The sequence below is a fragment of the Patiriisocius sp. genome (assembly GCF_051252435.1).
In the GTDB taxonomy this organism is placed as follows: domain Bacteria; phylum Bacteroidota; class Bacteroidia; order Flavobacteriales; family Flavobacteriaceae; genus Patiriisocius.
Genome location: NZ_JBPOFW010000006.1, coordinates 19,553 through 35,551, shown reverse-complemented (window position 1 = coordinate 35,551; position 15,999 = coordinate 19,553). Strand labels below are relative to the sequence as shown.

Annotated in this window: 14 protein-coding genes and 1 tRNA gene; 11 read left to right on the top strand and 4 right to left on the bottom strand. The window is 36.3% G+C overall.

Annotation, left to right across the window (positions count from 1 at the left end; translation table 11 throughout):
- Position 1 precedes the first annotated feature (1 nt).
- The 9 genes from ccoN to ACSHW7_RS12935 all read left to right on the top strand — a co-directional run bounded on the left by ccoN (position 2) and on the right by ACSHW7_RS12935 (position 6,949).
- Complete coding sequence (gene ccoN / locus ACSHW7_RS12975; protein ID WP_435679793.1) at positions 2 to 2,206, top strand: cytochrome-c oxidase, cbb3-type subunit I; 2,205 nt, start codon at positions 2 to 4, stop codon at positions 2,204 to 2,206.
- 3 nt (positions 2,207 to 2,209) lie between these two features.
- A complete protein-coding gene (locus ACSHW7_RS12970) occupies positions 2,210 to 2,407 on the top strand; it encodes a CcoQ/FixQ family Cbb3-type cytochrome c oxidase assembly chaperone (RefSeq protein WP_435679792.1) in 198 nt (65 codons plus the stop codon).
- A complete protein-coding gene (locus tag ACSHW7_RS12965; RefSeq protein ID WP_435679791.1) occupies positions 2,404 to 3,381 on the top strand; it encodes a cbb3-type cytochrome c oxidase N-terminal domain-containing protein in 978 nt (325 codons plus the stop codon). Before ACSHW7_RS12970 ends, ACSHW7_RS12965 begins: the two co-directional genes overlap by 4 nt.
- An 11-nt stretch (positions 3,382 to 3,392) precedes the next feature.
- Positions 3,393 to 3,698, top strand: a complete 306-nt coding sequence (locus ACSHW7_RS12960) for a hypothetical protein (protein WP_435679790.1) — start codon at positions 3,393 to 3,395, stop codon at positions 3,696 to 3,698.
- Positions 3,699 to 3,830: 132 nt separating this feature from the next.
- Complete coding sequence (gene ccoG / locus ACSHW7_RS12955) at positions 3,831 to 5,252, top strand: cytochrome c oxidase accessory protein CcoG (protein ID WP_435679789.1); 1,422 nt, start codon at positions 3,831 to 3,833, stop codon at positions 5,250 to 5,252.
- A 195-nt stretch (positions 5,253 to 5,447) separates the two neighbouring features.
- Positions 5,448 to 5,588, top strand: coding sequence for a hypothetical protein (locus ACSHW7_RS12950; protein ID WP_435679788.1), 141 nt, complete (start codon positions 5,448 to 5,450; stop codon positions 5,586 to 5,588).
- A gap of 32 nt (positions 5,589 to 5,620) precedes the next feature.
- Complete coding sequence (locus ACSHW7_RS12945) at positions 5,621 to 6,067, top strand: FixH family protein (protein ID WP_435679787.1); 447 nt, start codon at positions 5,621 to 5,623, stop codon at positions 6,065 to 6,067.
- The gene (locus ACSHW7_RS12940) at positions 6,067 to 6,774 is read left to right on the top strand and encodes a sulfite exporter TauE/SafE family protein (protein WP_435679786.1); all 708 of its coding nucleotides are present in this window, start codon (positions 6,067 to 6,069) and stop codon (positions 6,772 to 6,774) included. Before ACSHW7_RS12945 ends, ACSHW7_RS12940 begins: the two co-directional genes overlap by 1 nt.
- Before the next feature lie 16 nt (positions 6,775 to 6,790).
- Positions 6,791 to 6,949: a hypothetical protein gene (locus ACSHW7_RS12935; protein ID WP_435679785.1), complete on the top strand. Its 159-nt coding sequence runs from the start codon at positions 6,791 to 6,793 to the stop codon at positions 6,947 to 6,949.
- Positions 6,950 to 7,061: 112 nt separating this feature from the next.
- On the opposite strand, the gene ACSHW7_RS12930 is transcribed toward ACSHW7_RS12935, so the two are convergent.
- Both ACSHW7_RS12930 and ACSHW7_RS12925 read right to left on the bottom strand, forming a co-directional pair.
- Positions 7,062 to 7,135: transfer RNA gene (locus ACSHW7_RS12930), tRNA-Arg, on the bottom strand.
- 46 nt (positions 7,136 to 7,181) lie between these two features.
- Positions 7,182 to 7,634, bottom strand: coding sequence for a GatB/YqeY domain-containing protein (locus ACSHW7_RS12925; protein ID WP_435679784.1), 453 nt, complete (start codon positions 7,632 to 7,634; stop codon positions 7,182 to 7,184).
- Positions 7,635 to 7,866: 232 nt separating this feature from the next.
- Between ACSHW7_RS12925 and ACSHW7_RS12920 the strand changes: the two genes are divergently transcribed.
- Positions 7,867 to 8,772, top strand: coding sequence for a serine hydrolase (locus ACSHW7_RS12920; protein ID WP_435679783.1), 906 nt, complete (start codon positions 7,867 to 7,869; stop codon positions 8,770 to 8,772).
- 88 nt (positions 8,773 to 8,860) lie between these two features.
- Complete coding sequence (locus ACSHW7_RS12915) at positions 8,861 to 11,644, top strand: Npt1/Npt2 family nucleotide transporter (RefSeq protein ID WP_435679782.1); 2,784 nt, start codon at positions 8,861 to 8,863, stop codon at positions 11,642 to 11,644.
- On the opposite strand, the gene ACSHW7_RS12910 is transcribed toward ACSHW7_RS12915, so the two are convergent.
- The gene (locus ACSHW7_RS12910) at positions 11,631 to 12,875 is read right to left on the bottom strand and encodes a serine hydrolase (protein WP_435679781.1); all 1,245 of its coding nucleotides are present in this window, start codon (positions 12,873 to 12,875) and stop codon (positions 11,631 to 11,633) included. The two genes, ACSHW7_RS12915 and ACSHW7_RS12910, sit on opposite strands and share 14 nt — an antisense overlap.
- A 43-nt stretch (positions 12,876 to 12,918) precedes the next feature.
- The gene (locus ACSHW7_RS12905; RefSeq protein ID WP_435679780.1) at positions 12,919 to 15,849 is read right to left on the bottom strand and encodes a PEP/pyruvate-binding domain-containing protein; all 2,931 of its coding nucleotides are present in this window, start codon (positions 15,847 to 15,849) and stop codon (positions 12,919 to 12,921) included.
- Positions 15,850 to 15,999: the final 150 nt, after the last annotated feature.

Here is a 15,999-nt window from a genome sequence, read left to right as displayed (position 1 = left end):
TATGGAATTACAAAAGTTTTATTACGATAATAAAGTGGTAAGTAAGTTTATTATCGCGACAATGTTTTGGGGTATTATTGGTATGAGCGTTGGACTTTTGCTGGCCACGATGTTCTTGTTTCCTAACCTTACAGATGGTATCTCTTGGTTGAGTTTTGGTCGTCTACGTCCTTTGCATACAAATGCAGTAATTTTTGCCTTTGTGGGAAATGCCATTTTTGCGGGTGTTTATTATTCTACACAACGATTATTAAAGGCGAGGATGTGGAAGGATTGGTTGAGTAATCTAAATTTCTGGGGATGGCAGGCTATCATTGTAGGGGCTGCAATAACCCTTCCTTTAGGATTTACTTCATCAAAAGAATATGCCGAGTTGGAGTGGCCATTTGATATTGCTATCGCTATTATATGGGTAGTATTTGGTGCTAACTTAATTGGTACAATTCTTAAAAGGAGACAGCGTCACTTGTATGTTGCAATTTGGTTCTATTTGGGAACTTTCGTGACAGTTGCAGTATTGCATATTGTTAATAGTATGGCAATTCCAGTGGGAGCATTAAAGAGTTATTCAATGTATGCTGGGGTCCAAGATGCTCTAGTGCAATGGTGGTACGGTCATAATGCAGTTGCATTTTTCTTAACAACACCTTTCTTAGGGTTGATGTATTATTTTGTGCCAAAGGCGGCAAATAGACCTATATATTCATACAGACTCTCTATCGTGCACTTTTGGTCTTTGATATTTATTTATATCTGGGCGGGACCTCACCATTTATTATACACATCACTTCCGGACTGGGCTCAAAATTTGGGAGTTGCATTTTCAATCATGTTACTAGCACCGTCTTGGGGGGGAATGATAAATGGGCTGCTTACGCTTCGTGGTGCTTGGGATAAAGTACGAACTGATCCGGTACTTAAATTTATGGTAGTTGCGATTACCGGGTATGGTATGGCAACTTTTGAAGGGCCTATGCTTTCGTTGAAAAATGTTAACGCGATTGCCCACTTTAGCGACTGGATTATAGCACATGTCCACGTAGGCGCATTGGCTTGGAATGGATTCTTGACATTTGGTATGATTTATTGGATGGTTCCTAGACTTTTCAAAACTAAACTTTGGTCTCTTAAATTAGCAAATACCCACTTTTGGGTGGGTACATTAGGGATTATTCTATATGCATTACCTATGTATGTTGCGGGATTTCAACAAGCTTTGATGTGGAAAGAATTTAATCCAGACGGAACCCTTAAGTATGGTAACTTTTTGGAAACGGTAATAGAAATCATGCCGATGTACTGGATGCGTGCCATAGGTGGAACAATGTATATTATTGGAGCATTAATTGGGGTATATAATATAATAAAGACTGCGAGAGCAGGTTCAAAAGTTAAAGATGAGCTTGCCGAAGCTGCTCCCCTTGAAAAAGTAACAAAAAAACGTACAAGCAAAGAAGGATACCATACTTGGTTAGAAAGAAGACCTGTAAAACTTACTATTTATGCTACCATAGCAATCTTAATAGGAGGGATGGTACAGATTATTCCTTCGCTAATGGTGGATGATTATATTCCAGTGATTTCTAGTGTAAAACCATATACACCACTTGAACTAGAGGGACGTGATTTATACATACGTGAAGGATGTGTGAGCTGTCATTCTCAAATGGTGCGACCTTTCCGTAGTGAAGTAGAGCGTTATGGGGAGTATGCCAAGGCCGGAGAGTTTGTATATGACCATCCTTTTTTATGGGGTAGTAAACGTACCGGCCCAGATTTATTACGTGTGGGAGGAAAGTACAGTGATAACTGGCATATAAATCATTTTTATGACCCTCAGAGTACTTCTTCAGGTTCGATTATGCCATCTTATAAATGGTTGATTCAAAATAAGCTTGATAAAGATAATACTGAAACCAAAATGGAAGCAATGGTAACACTTGGTGTGCCATATACGCAAGAGGAAATTGACCGAGCACAACTATGGATGGAAGAGCAAGGAAAAACCATTGAGAAAAACCTCTATAATGATCCAGATTTTGCAAAAGCTTATGAAGCAGATAAAAAATATGCACAGGAAAATGGGGAGGATTTTGTAGATATGAAGGATCGCGAAATTGTAGCGATTATTGCCTATCTCCAACGATTAGGGACAGATATTAAAGTAAAAAATGGGGATGCATCAACCATTAACATAAACGAATAAACCATGTTGAAATTTATTAAAGGAAATTTAGAAAATATTGACGGTGTAGCTATCTACCCTATGATATCGCTACTCATCTTTTTTGTCTTTTTTGTTGTACTATTCTGGTGGGTCTTTACAGCAACAAAAGAACACATTAGTGAAGTAAGTAGCATACCGTTAAATGAAGATACCATTCACGATAACGAGCCATCCTTATGAGAAGTACTGCATCATTTATACGAATTTTTGGCCTTGCTGTCTTAGGATATTTTTTCTTGGATAAGATAGGAGCCTCTGGAAAAACTGGAGCATTTGAAGAGCAACCATGGTTGTGGGCTGTTTATGGGGTAATTTTTCTATTCTACATTGCCGGAGAGATTAGTATTGCCTCGGTACAAAGTGTGCTTTATAAAACTTTAAAGCCCGAAGCAAAAGCCAAATATGATAGTGAAGCTGCAATGGCAAAAGAGGACGAATTTAAATGGATCAAAGAAAAATATAAAGCAGCTTTAGGTAGTAAAGACATAGAAGAAGAGCGTGACATAATATTAGATCATAATTATGACGGTATTAAGGAATTAGACAATAATTTACCTCCGTGGTGGGTATATATGTTTTATGCTACAATTGTTTTTGCTGTAGTTTATCTGGTGCGTTTTGAAGTCTTTAACGACTATAATCAAGTTGAAGAGTATGAGTTGGCTGTGGCAGAGGCGAACATTGAAATTGAAGCTTGGAAAAAGACAGCTAAAGATTTAGTAGACGTAAATACAGTAACATTACTTTCAGATGAAGGAGACTTAAAAGCTGGTCAAACTATTTTTACAAATAATTGTATCGCTTGTCACAAGGCTGATGGAGGAGGAGGAATTGGACCCAACCTTACTGATGAATATTGGATTTTAGGTGGTGGTATTAAAAATGTTTTTAATACCATCTCAGAAGGTGGCCGTTCAGGTAAAGGGATGATTTCATGGAAAACAGATCTAAAACCTCTTGAAATGGCTCAAGTTGCTAGTTACGTTTTAGGTTTCCAAGGCACAACTCCAGCAGAACCCAAAGAAGCAGAAGGTGATTTATGGGTTGATGAAAACGTACCTGCCGTCGAAATAAAAGAGGTAGTTGTTGATAGTACGCAAGTATTAATGTTGATTGAGAACGACTCAGTAACTAATAATGTTATAGAGAACTAAATCAAATAATTATGGAAAATATATTAAACCAGATATCAAATGCGATACCCCATAGTAATTCGCCCATAATAAAACCCATTTATGACAAAGGTGATAAAAAATTACTAGCAATAGGGTTGTGCAAAGGTGTTACATTTCCAGAACACATGGCGCTATCAAAAGCAAAAATACTTGTTGTCCAAGGTGAAATTGATTTCAATACAGCAACGCATAGTTATCGCTTACAAAGGTTTGACACCTTTGAGGTTCCCGTGAAACTAAAGCATTCGGTATTAGGTGTTTTTGATGCCATTTTCCTGTTGATGCTATTTAAATAATTTTAAAATAAAGATTCCCTTTGGAAATTTGTGCGATGGACATAAATGGGACACAATTAACTATACAGAGGGAAATGAGCTCAAAATTTCCGAAGTAAAACAAACAGAGAATAAAATTTCTCAAAACTTAAAATGGCTGAACAAGGGAAGGATAATTTTAGAGATACAATGGGCACGCTAGACTCTGAGGGAAAGCGCGCGTGGGTATTTCCTAAAAAACCTAGTGGTAAATGGTATCAATATCGTAAATATGTGAGTTACTTTCTGCTGGTAATTTTGTTTGCTTCACCTTTCGTTAAAATAGGGGGCAACCAGTTTATGATGTTCAACGTACTGGAACGCAGGTTTAATATTTTTGGATTCCCTTTTTGGCCGCAAGACTTTTATCTATTTGTCATTATGATGTTGATAGGAGTGGTCTTTGTAATATTGTTCACAGTGGCATTTGGAAGAATATTTTGCGGCTGGATTTGCCCACAGACCATATTTATGGAGATGGTTTTTAGACGTATTGAATATTGGATTGATGGTGACAGAGGTAAACAGATTAGGCTTAGTAAAATGCCTTGGAACGCTGAGAAGATAAAAAAGCGCATCTTAAAATGGACAGTGTTTTTTATCATTTCGTTTTTGATTGCCAATGTCTTTTTGGCATACTTAATAGGGAGTGATGAACTGTTGCGATATATTTTTGACGGTCCTTCAAATCATGTAAGTACGCTTATTTCGTTGCTTATTTTCACAGGTGTTTTCTATTTTGTTTTTGCATGGTTTAGAGAACAGGTATGTATCATCGTATGTCCTTATGGGCGTTTGCAGGGAGTTTTGCTTGATAATAAATCTATCATTGTAGCTTATGATTACAAACGTGGAGAAAAAGAAGAAGGTCGTGCAAAATTCAAGAAAAATGAAGATAGGCCATCCACGGGAAAGGGAGATTGTATTGACTGTTTTGCATGTGTTCAAGTCTGCCCAACAGGAATAGACATTCGTAACGGTACACAACTAGAATGTGTTAATTGTACAGCATGCATTGATGCCTGTGATCAAATAATGGAAGCGGTTGATTTACCAAAGGGCCTCATTAGGTATGCTAGTGAAGATAATATCGAGAAAAAGAAAAAATTTGAATTCACACCCCGCCTCAAAGGATATGTGGTTGTATTGGGAATTTTAATTGCAGTACTCATTGGACTACTGTTTTTACGTAATGATATCGAAGCCCAGATTTTAAGATTACCGGGACAGTTATATGAACACAAGAAGGATAATATTATTAGTAACGTATACACCTATAAGCTTATAAATAAAACTGTTGAAGATATTGAGGATGTTCGCTTTAGGCTTAAGTCGCATAAAGGAACTATCAAATTAGTCACAAGTGAGATGTTGAATATTGACGAAGAAGGCCTGGCAGAAGGCACCCTTTTTATTGAGATTAATGCAAGTGCACTTACTGGAGATAAAGACCGCGTCACTATCGAAATATTGAGTGGAGATGATGTAATAGAAACAACTACGACCGCATTTTTAGGACCAAGGAGTTATAACTAGAATAGTGATTCGTTTTACTTCGGAAATGTGACCAGCATTATTAAGATAACCAGTTGTTCAAGATGAGGTGACGCGAGACTAAAAGTTAGCCGAAACTGCGTAAAGGATAGAAGTGGAAATCCCGCAGGTTGAGGTACGAAAATCGAGGAATTGAAACAAATAGCCTGACCTGAGGTCACGCCCAAAAAAGATAGTATGAGTACTGAAAAAAATAAATGTTGCCTAGGATTTAAAAATGGGCAGCCAGGACAGAATATAAATTGTCAAAAAAAGCTGATGATGGAGAATCTTGAAGAACAAAGAGAGACCTCAAAAGAGGAAACAAAACATGTTTAATTAATAAGTTATCCGCCTAACGGGTAAAAGATATGAAATGGAATTGGGGAACAGGAATCGTAGTAGGGATGGCATGTTTTATTTGCTTTATCATGTATATGGTTATCACCATGAGTACAGATAAGAATTATAGCCATGATTTAGTGACTGAAGAGTACTACGCTAAGGAAATGGTATATCAAAACGAGATTGATGCAGAAACAAATATGAACAATCTTAAAGAAAAAATCATCAGCAAAAAAGTTCCTAATGGTTGGGAAATTGTTTTCCCAGCTGCCATGGAACCTTCAAAAATTAAGGGAACATTGTTTCTATATAGACCATCTAATGAGAAACTCGATAGCGAAATTAAACTTTCGCTAACCGAATCTAATTTGCTCATACCTGACAATAACTTGTTAGATGGTCGATGGAACATCACGATAGACTGGACCTATAATGGGACTTTTTATATGTACAAAGAAGAAATTTTATACTAATGCTTTGGTCTGCCCTCATATTAGGTCTTTTGGGTAGTTTTCACTGCGTGGGCATGTGTGGGCCAATTGCTTTTTTATTACCTCTAGACCGCAAAAGTAATAGCAAACGAATCTTTCAAATACTGAGTTATCATACTGGAAGATTGTTCACGTATGGAGTGATTGGATTTGTTTTTGGTCTCGTAGGAAAGAGTTTGCATTTGTTTGGAATACAACAACAGTTATCTATAATTGTTGGTGTTGGAATGATTATTACGATAGTGATTCCGTCAAAGGTTTTTAATAAATATAATTTTTCGAGGCCTATTTATAAAGCCGTTTCTAAAGTAAAATCGGCAATGGGGGCAGAGCTTAAAAAGAAAGATCCAAGTACCTTTTTTACAATTGGTTTTTTAAATGGTTTCCTTCCCTGCGGACTTGTTTATATGGCTGTTTTTGGAGCTTTGGCTAGTGGTGGTGCTGCTTATGGTGCATTGTATTTAGCGGTTTTTGGACTTGGTACAATACCGCTAATGACAACAGCAATTTATCTTGGAAATTTCTTAAAGGGACAAGCAAAGCAACGTATTGTAAAGGTAATTCCTGTATTTGTTGTAGTGATAGGAGTGTTATTTATAGTTCGTGGATTAGGACTGGGTATTAAATATATTTCGCCGTCAAATTCCGTATTTGTAGAGCAGGTAAACTCAAAACATAGTTGTCATTAATTTAAAATATATAGATATGAATTCACTTTTTTTGCCATTAGTCAATTGGGGAATAGGAACTGTAATTATTGGTGTTTTTGCCGTTGTGTGTATTGTAATTGTATTAGTAGTATATAGTTTAGCTAACGGTGATAAGAAAAAGGATGGAGATTCTGAGAGTAATTTGGAAGATTAGTGAGATTTCGCTTATTGATTTATTTAAAATCATGAAAGGATTAAATATTTCTAATTCTCTAAATTTTACAAATGAAAAAGCCGATACTAAAGTATCGACTTTTTGGTTTTCGTGACCGCGAAGGGATTCAAACCCCCAACCCTCAGAGCCGAAATCTGATGCGCTATTCAGTTGCGCCACGCGGCCAATTCATTCCGTCGAAAGACAGAATCTCTTTAATACTTTCTAAACTTTAATTGCTCAATCTCGCTTTAACAATAGTACTTATTGTCTTGCCATCTGCTCTTCCGGCAGCTTTGCCGTTGACTATTCCCATTACTTTCCCCATATCTGCCATAGAGTTTGCTCCAGATTGCGCAATAGCTTCATCTACTAATTTTGTAACTTCTTCTTCGCTCAATTGTTCAGGTAAGAATTTTTCAATAACAGCTGCTTCTGCTATTTCTGGATTGGCCAAATCTTCTCTTCCTTGTTCCTTGTAAATAGCAGCGCTGTCTTTACGTTGTTTTACGAGTTTCTGTAAAATTTTTATTTCTTCATCTTCTGTCAATTCTTCTTTTGCACCACTTTCAGTTTGCGCTAAGAGTATTGCGCTTTTTACAGACCTTAATGCCTGTAATGTTTGACTATCTTTTGCCTTCATTGCTATTTTCATAGCGTCCATTATTTCCGAAGATAAACCCATTTTTATGCTTTTTTTATGATAGTGCGAATATACTAAAATTAGATAGTTGCGTTATAAACAATACAGTAAATAGAAGTAAACTTTACACATTTTGCCATCATAACAAAATATTAACTAAAATTCGTTTAAATATTTATCAAGCAGTAAATCACATATCGATTTTTAACATACATTTGTTCACTTTTGTGAAAATATTTTTGACTAGAACAATTTAAAACCTTATATTATTTCTATGAGATATAGCTTAAATTTTTTATTGACCTTAGGATTATTTTTTTCTATTACTTTGAATGTTTTCTCTCAAGATTTACCATTGGTAAATGATTGCGATGTTGATCCTATTTCAGATTTAGCAGACCCTACTTTAGAGCGAATGCTTCATAATGAACTGTATAAAAATAAGGCATGGAAAGCATTGTTGCAAAATCAAAAAATGGCTATTGGGATTGTTGATTTGTCAGATTTGGATCATATTCAGTATGCTGGTATTAATGATGATAACATGATGTATGCGGCTAGCCTGCCAAAAATTGCTGTTTTATTGGCTGCTATGGATGCGATTGATAAAGGCCAATTAAAAGATTCAAAAGAGATTCAGAATGATATGCACTTGATGATTAGTAAATCTAATAATCAAGCTACCACACGTATGATTGATCGTGTAGGTTATGAAAAAATTGAAGAAGTTTTAAGAATGCCCAAGCATAAATTATATGATGAAGAAGTGGGCGGAGGTCTTTGGGTTGGAAAAAGATATGCTGCAGGAGGTAGAAGATACCCAGAGCCTATGAAAGGGCTTAGTCACGCTGCAACTGCAAGGCAGGTTTGTAGTTTTTACTATCAACTCGCAATGGGTAATTTGATTAGTGAAGAAAGATCTGAGCAAATGTTAGAAATTATGCGGGATCCAGCTTTGCACCATAAATTTGTAAATACCCTCGATAAAATAGCACCAAACGCTAAGCTTTATAGAAAATCTGGTTCGTGGAAAAACTATCACGCAGATTCAGTTCTCGTATGGGGACCTGACAGAAAATATATAATGGTAGCTCTAATAGATAACGATTATGGTGAACAAATTATAAGAGATTTAGTAATTCCTTTAGAAAAAGTAATGAAAAAATCACGTTCTTTATAGAAATACCTAGTGTAGTTTTATAATGTTAAAAAATCTTTTTAAGAAAACGTTTGATATAAGAGATGGGGAAATCCGCATCTCTTTTTTTATGCAGTTATATATCTTTCTGCTAATCACTGTTTTATTGATGGTAAAACCTACCATTAATGCATTATTTCTTTCAAAATTAGGGGCAAATCATCTTCCGTACGCATATCTTTTAGTAGCATTGATTGCAGTTATTACTTCTTATTTTTACAATAGAGCCGTAAAAAAATATTCCCTTAAAAGAACTACAACAAGCACATTACTCTTTTTTAGTGCCAGTTTTATGCTTTTGAGTTTTTTGATGTACAGCGGTATAAGCAATGACTTCATTTTATATGCTTACTATTTAAGCGTTTCCCTTTTTGCGGTATTGGTTACATCACAATTTTGGATTCTGGCAAACATGGTTTTTAATGCCAGAGAAGCAAAACGGCTGTTTGGTTTTATTGGTGCTGGAGCAATCGCCGGAGGTATTTTTGGAGGATATATTACCTCTATTATTGCGCCGCTCTTCGGAAATCGTGTGGTCATACTAATTGCAGCATTGTTGATACTTGGTTGTATCCCAATATTAAATGGTGTTTGGAAAATGAGAATACGTAAATTAAGTACTTACATCATAAACCAAAGAAAGACCAAAGAAACCGAATTCACTCCAGCCTATAAATTAATCATCCGGTCAAAGCATTTAACGTACCTCGCTGCCATCGTGGGAGTAGGGGTGATAATGGCAAAGTTGGTCGATTTTCAATTTAGTGATTTTGCCAATAGAGCCATTCCTGATAGTGATGAGCTTGCGTCTTTTTTTGGTTTTTGGTTTTCTTCTTTTAATGTAATTGCATTATTGATACAATTGTTTTTGACCAACCGATTATTAGCTTGGTTGGGAGTTACAAGTAACCTTTTGATTTTACCTTTAGGGATTGCAATGGGATGTTTATTGTTTTTGACTTTTCCAGAACTTTGGGTTTTGATTATCATCAAAGGAATGGACGGAAGCTTCAAACAATCTATAAATAAAGCAGGTATTGAACTTTCAATTTTACCCATTCCGTCGCATGTTAAAAACCAGGCTAAATCTTATATCGATGTGGTTGTAGATAGTATAGCAACAGGTTTTGCTGGATTGTTGCTGATTTTTGTCATCAAGAGATTAGAACTCAGCACAAGTTATATTACAGTCATTATTTTACTGGTGCTTTTTGTTTGGATGGTACTCGTGTATAAACTTAGAGAGGCTTATTTTGAATCGTTTAGAACTAATATCCATCGTTCGCTAGAGAATAATCAACTTCCACAGCACAAATTTCAGAAATCTAATATTTCAGAAAATATTAAAATTTTGAAGAGTGGTAGTGAGTCACAAATTTTGGCTTTGTTGGAAAGGCTACATGATGTGAAATATAATGTTTTTGAAAGTCATATTGTTAATTTACTTGACCACCCATCTCATAAAGTGAAAATTGAAGCAATTGAAAGATTATATGATTATCGAAAAGGTACCGCGATAGAAAAAGTGAAAAGATTGACTGAGGAAGAGGACGATGCGTTGGTCTATAAAGCCATTGAGTATCTAATTGTCCATACAAATATTGATGATGCAAAACTCTTTGAGACGTATTTAGAAAATCCATCTACCTACAAGGCGAATGCAGCATTGCTGTGTTTGGCAAAAGCGGCGTCACAAAATGAAAAGTTAGCTACAAAATTTAGGCTCAACGAACGGATTGACCAAAAGATTAGAACGTTTTCAGCTGCGGGCGATGGTATAAGAAAAGAAGAAGTTGCAGAGTTGATGATGACCATTGCTTACGCTCGTGAATTAAAGTTTTATTCCTTTATCTCCGTTAATTTTAACAACAAGTCCAGTTACATTGTTAAACATGCCATTAAAGCTGCGGGAATTACTAATCACCCACCATTTATTGAACCCCTCATTGCATTTTTAGCGAGTAAAAAATACAATGTTAGAGCTAAAAAGGCTTTAAGAAATTATGGGGAATCCATTGCAAAAACAATATTGGAAATGGATACCAATCAATATTTAAAAGATAATGTGCGCCGCCATATTCCTGGGGTTATTGAACTCTTCAAGAATAGAAATGCCATCAAAATTTTAATGCGACTTTTGCGCAGTAAGGATTTTGTGATTAGACTTGAAGCTGCGAAATCTTTGAATACAATACGGTCTCAATTTCCACAGGCTTCTTTGGATCAACGATTGCTCACAAAGATTATTCTTAGGGAAGGAGCATACTATAAAAATTCTATCAATACCCTTTCCAGCATAAAATCTTCGCTAGCGAAGTCAATGAATTCTGAAACCGAAATGACCAACGATTTGCAGGTAGATTTACAGATAGCTCGCGAAAGTTTGATCGATATTTTGGAACTTCAGTTGGAGCAAAGTTTAGAATGTGTTTTCAAATTGTTGAGTTTGAAGTATGATTACTCAGATATTCAGACGGCATATTTCGGCTTAAAAAGTGAAGAGAAAGAGACGAAGATCAATGCCATTGAGTTTCTTGATAATTTACTGAAATCGAGATTAAAAAGTACCATGTTACCCATGATTGAATATCATATTATTGATAGCGATACATACAACCCTTCGTCATTTGAAGTGAACGCTTTGACTGAAACACGAGCACTCTCGTTATTATTAAAAAACAGAGGTTCAAAAATGAAACTCGCCGTTTTAAATGTAATGATGCATACGTCTGAAATGAGATATATCAAACTTATAATGCCTTTGTTAAAACATAGGAACAAAAAAGTGCGCCTTTTTGCAAAGCACGCACTTGATGATATTAGGTCTAATAAAAAAGCGACTACTCTTCGGTAATAACTTTATCTATCGCAGTGGCAAGATACATGTGCGCTCCAGCACTATTTTTACTTAAAACATTACTCATTAAACAAACGATGTAATTTTTTCCTTCAGGGTGTTCTACTGTAATAACTGAATTCATATAATTGAACCTATTCCCAGCATAATCCCCACAAGGTGTAGATTTTGTTTTATCGCAACTATAAAAGCTACCAGATTTAAAATATACTCTGGCGCTGTCCAATCTATTTGATTGTGCGTATCTTATACGTCTGTCAGTTATATAAAGTAACCGTTTCATTTCTAAACTTGAAGCCTCGTCAACTACTTTACCTTGTTCTAACTGTGCTAAATACTTCATTAATCCTTTAGGAGTTCCTATACTTCCACCCATACGTCCCACGTATTTTCCAGGGGTATCTGTAAAAAAACCACCCAATCTCCAATCGTCTTCGGTAATTCCTAAAGTGCGCAATGGGTCGTTTACAACTCTGTTCGCATAAACTGTTAGTGAGTCTCTATCTGTGTCTTCAAAATATTTGGTCGCTTCTTCCTCTGTTAGTCTTGGATAGTCTTTTCCAAAAGCACTCATCAACATTGCCTCTCTATACATCACACTTGCAGCACCGTTATTGCTCACACTTACCATGTGATCCAACCATTCAAATAAAGTGAATTCATCACTAGCGACAACCTGTCTTTTTTGTTGCGTTTTCTTTTCAGCATTATAAATAGGAATGGTGTGGTGATCGCCCAATCCCCAGATTCCTGAAGTCACTCTCTTATTACATAATAGAGCAATACGCGCTTCAAAATCATCTGGATATATTTTTGACATTTCATAAAAAACCGCATTTAGTACTGCGATTTTCCCCACGCTTCCTGGCTGATAACCCACATCTTCTCTATGCGATGCATACTTTATATTGTTTGGGTCTGTGATGTCCATAACAGCTAAGGAGTAGGCTCCTCCCGGTGTTATGCGTGCGATTTTCTTTGAGAATTCTGGGTCTTCTTTTAGAAGATCATCAATAGGGGTATCGCTTATACTTGTAAGATTAAGCTTAATATCTTTTATAGAAGCGTAGGCTCCTGCTTCAATTCTTGTATACTTTGCTCCGCTGTCTATTTGGTCTTGAATATAGAGAAGCCTTTCAATTCTAGAACGTTCATATCCATCAATGGGATAAAAACCAAACGATGCTACTACGGCCAAACCTAATGCAATAAATGCTAATTTCTTCATTTTAAATGCCCACAAGAGTGGGTAACTTTTAATTAATATATTTTTAAATTTTTTCTTTTACCCATACCAATTGATTGTAATCAACTTGAGGTGTAATCGATGTTAGATATTCCGAACTTTTTGCACGCTTATTTTCTACAAAAGGGCGAATTTGAAACAACCACAGTTTGTCATTTTCAAATCCAAGTTCTACATCCCAAGCGCCTTTGTAGTCGGTATCTGTTTCCTGCGGAATCTTCACTCGAATCTCCTCTGCAATTTTTCTTATTTCTGAAATGTTATTTTCATTTAAAATTTCCTCTTCAAACGTCGTGATGTTTTTTGTCGTTCCACCCGTTTTCGGAAGTCTCAAATAACCATCTTCGCGCGCAGGCGCTAATAAGTAATCTGACGATTTTGTAATGAGTCTAGTTTCGGCACTTTGCCCGTCAACCGCGCCACCAGCGCCTCTGCTAAAGGCAACCGTAAGGTCGTCATCGTTACCGCTATTGATTCCTTTAGTAATCATCACACCACTGTAATCAACATCTACACTTGGTATGATCAAAATGGATGGGAATACATTTTCAGGATTGTTCAAATATTTTTGCCTCCATTTAAAACTACGTTCTGTATAAGGAGAAGCCCACACTTTTTTAATTCCCTGTGTGATATTTTCTTCTGAAAGTATGTTGAACAACGTTAAATTTAACCCCGCTCCAGTGAACTCTTTTAAGTCTTCCATATTGGTGTCACTTCGCAAGAATACAGGAACATTGCCAATACTATTTCCGAAGGCATCTTTAAAACCACTTTTTAATTCTGAAACGAAACTGGCATCGAGCGGCATTTTTTCAATCGCGATTCTTAGTTTTTCAAGTCGAAGTAACTGGAAATTTTCAACCTCTTTTTCTGAGATTTTAGAATCCCTCATCTTATCAGCATCTGCAAATGTTGTGCTCAGGTATTGCCAGTATGAAACACCTTCCGTTGGCATCATTTGATCCATGTGCTTTCTGAAAATTCCGAAAGGAATTATCAATCCTTCCACCACATTCTCAGGAAACATTTTTTTCAATTGCCCAAGGTTTGCTGCCTTAGGCCCACACAATTTTCCGGAGTCATTTGCATCTACATCACGCATTTTTAATACTTTTTGAACATCCAATCGTATTTGTTCTACGGGCACTGCAATCTTTTTTTGGCTACGCTCTTTTTTGCTGAACAGTTCCTTTTCCGAAGCACTCATGTCATCTTCTACTTTGATAATTACGTTGCCTTTTTCTGAAACAGCGTAAAATACTTTTTTCCCATTATACTTTGTTAACGCTTTCAAGTTGTCTCCCGAAAGCGCTGCATTTGGAATCCCTAAATTACGCGCCAATAATTGCACATGCGATACGAGGTTTCCTTCGCTCACCGTCATAATTCCTGCAACTGGTTTTAGGTCGCTTGGTGGTTTTTGAAAAATGTAAATTTTATCGGTATCAATAGGTACATTTTCTGGGCTTTCTTCAATCACAACGAGCTCGCCAAAGGCATAACCAGGATTCAAACCACGAATATTGCTTTGCGATTTAATGTCCAATACATTATTTGCAATATTTGATTTTTTTGCAATCATTGCTCCCAATTTGCTCACACTTTCCCCCAAGTCCAACGCAACCGATGAGCGAATTCTGTCATCAATAAAGCCATATGCCATAGGCTCAAACGTGCTGTACAATTCCACGACATCGCTATAATTAGCTTTTACCATCGAGGCGCTCCACTCAACAATACCTCGAGAGGTATTTAAAAATTCGTTGAGTTGCTCTAGCGTCACATCTTCTTTGCCTAAATGTACCTCGAGTTGTGGTTTTACTTTTTCCCACTCCCATAATTCAATGAGTCCTGTGCCAGCAGCAGCAAGGCTGAGGTGTCTAATTTTTTCAAGAAGTCCTAAAACATCATCTGGTTGCCATTCTTGGCTCTTTTTTAGCAGAACATCTTCAATGGCGTTTGATAAATCAAGCAATAACAATCTATCGTTACCTGATTTTGCATCTGTGATATCAGTTCGAATTACACAGAGAATATCAGCTAATTGAGGTACTAACATTTCTGGTTTGTCCGTGTCTTTATAGGTATCTAAAAATTGAAGCAGTCTCGCACGTGTTTCATTATTTTTCGAAATTTGAAGCACTTGATTTCTAAGTGTTGTTAAATCTAACGGCGCGTAAAACTCTGCCATTGTTTTTTGAAGATTGATCAATTCTTCTTTCGTTTTTGGCTTTAAGTCGTTTTCATATTTTGATTGAAAATTGCGTACCATCTCAATATCCTCGATGGTGGGTTTTCCATGAATTTTGATTCTGGCATCCATAAATTTCGGAAACTCATCTGCAACATTCTTAGATTGGCTACGCATGTCTTGTGCTAGGTTACTATCGCCGTCGTGGGGAATATCCCGTAATGATTGGCGCAATAAAAAGTAGTTATTGACAACGCGAGTGTCGCGTGGCAAAAATTTCTGAAAAAATTCAATTCCCCATGCTTTTTCGTCCTCACTCTGTACGGCGCCTCGATAAAATTGCGACTTGCGTTGTATCCAACCGTCGTCAACACTACCCAAATATTTATTGAGTTGGTATTGCTTCAATCTACTTTGATTGTTAGATTCATCCCAAAAAGCGGTGCGATCTGTACTGGCTAAAATTTCGCCTAAATAAATATTGTATTTTTTTGCGATTTCCTTGGTGTCATCTCGGTAGGCAGCGTGTTGTCTGGCATCGTCTTTGTTGTCTGTACAAGGGTCGCGCGCATCACGTATTTCACCATTTTTACAAAACCAATTTATAGATTTATAAGGTCCTCGATCATTTGTTTTATAAAAGCCGACTTTTTCCTTGATATACGAAGTTGGAATATCTTGTGCCTTTGAGAAAAATGAAGTGAGAAATACAAAGATAAAAAGTAACACAGTTGTCTTTAATTCCTTAGTTTTTAAATGCATGCGCTTTGAATTGTTGTTAGATTAACGTTATGACAAATGTATTTTATTAACATTACTTTAAATGTTAATATGCGTTAGAGAATACTTAAATTTTTAACAATTTAATCAGGGTTAGTTCAATTGAGTTAATGATTGTGCGATTTCCGCAAC

What these genes read in the sequence shown, in the direction of transcription:
- ccoN (WP_435679793.1), top strand. Translation starts at nt 2, where the DNA reads ATGGAATTACAAAAGTTTTATTACGATAATAAAGTGGTAAGTAAGTTT.
- ACSHW7_RS12970 (WP_435679792.1), top strand. Translation starts at nt 2,210, where the DNA reads ATGTTGAAATTTATTAAAGGAAATTTAGAAAATATTGACGGTGTAGCT.
- ACSHW7_RS12965 (WP_435679791.1), top strand. Translation starts at nt 2,404, where the DNA reads ATGAGAAGTACTGCATCATTTATACGAATTTTTGGCCTTGCTGTCTTA.
- ACSHW7_RS12960 (WP_435679790.1), top strand. Translation starts at nt 3,393, where the DNA reads ATGGAAAATATATTAAACCAGATATCAAATGCGATACCCCATAGTAAT.
- ccoG (WP_435679789.1), top strand. Translation starts at nt 3,831, where the DNA reads ATGGCTGAACAAGGGAAGGATAATTTTAGAGATACAATGGGCACGCTA.
- ACSHW7_RS12950 (WP_435679788.1), top strand. Translation starts at nt 5,448, where the DNA reads ATGAGTACTGAAAAAAATAAATGTTGCCTAGGATTTAAAAATGGGCAG.
- ACSHW7_RS12945 (WP_435679787.1), top strand. Translation starts at nt 5,621, where the DNA reads ATGAAATGGAATTGGGGAACAGGAATCGTAGTAGGGATGGCATGTTTT.
- ACSHW7_RS12940 (WP_435679786.1), top strand. Translation starts at nt 6,067, where the DNA reads ATGCTTTGGTCTGCCCTCATATTAGGTCTTTTGGGTAGTTTTCACTGC.
- ACSHW7_RS12935 (WP_435679785.1), top strand. Translation starts at nt 6,791, where the DNA reads ATGAATTCACTTTTTTTGCCATTAGTCAATTGGGGAATAGGAACTGTA.
- ACSHW7_RS12925 (WP_435679784.1), bottom strand. Translation starts at nt 7,634, where the DNA reads ATGGGTTTATCTTCGGAAATAATGGACGCTATGAAAATAGCAATGAAG.
- ACSHW7_RS12920 (WP_435679783.1), top strand. Translation starts at nt 7,867, where the DNA reads ATGAGATATAGCTTAAATTTTTTATTGACCTTAGGATTATTTTTTTCT.
- ACSHW7_RS12915 (WP_435679782.1), top strand. Translation starts at nt 8,861, where the DNA reads ATGCAGTTATATATCTTTCTGCTAATCACTGTTTTATTGATGGTAAAA.
- ACSHW7_RS12910 (WP_435679781.1), bottom strand. Translation starts at nt 12,875, where the DNA reads ATGAAGAAATTAGCATTTATTGCATTAGGTTTGGCCGTAGTAGCATCG.
- ACSHW7_RS12905 (WP_435679780.1), bottom strand. Translation starts at nt 15,849, where the DNA reads ATGCATTTAAAAACTAAGGAATTAAAGACAACTGTGTTACTTTTTATC.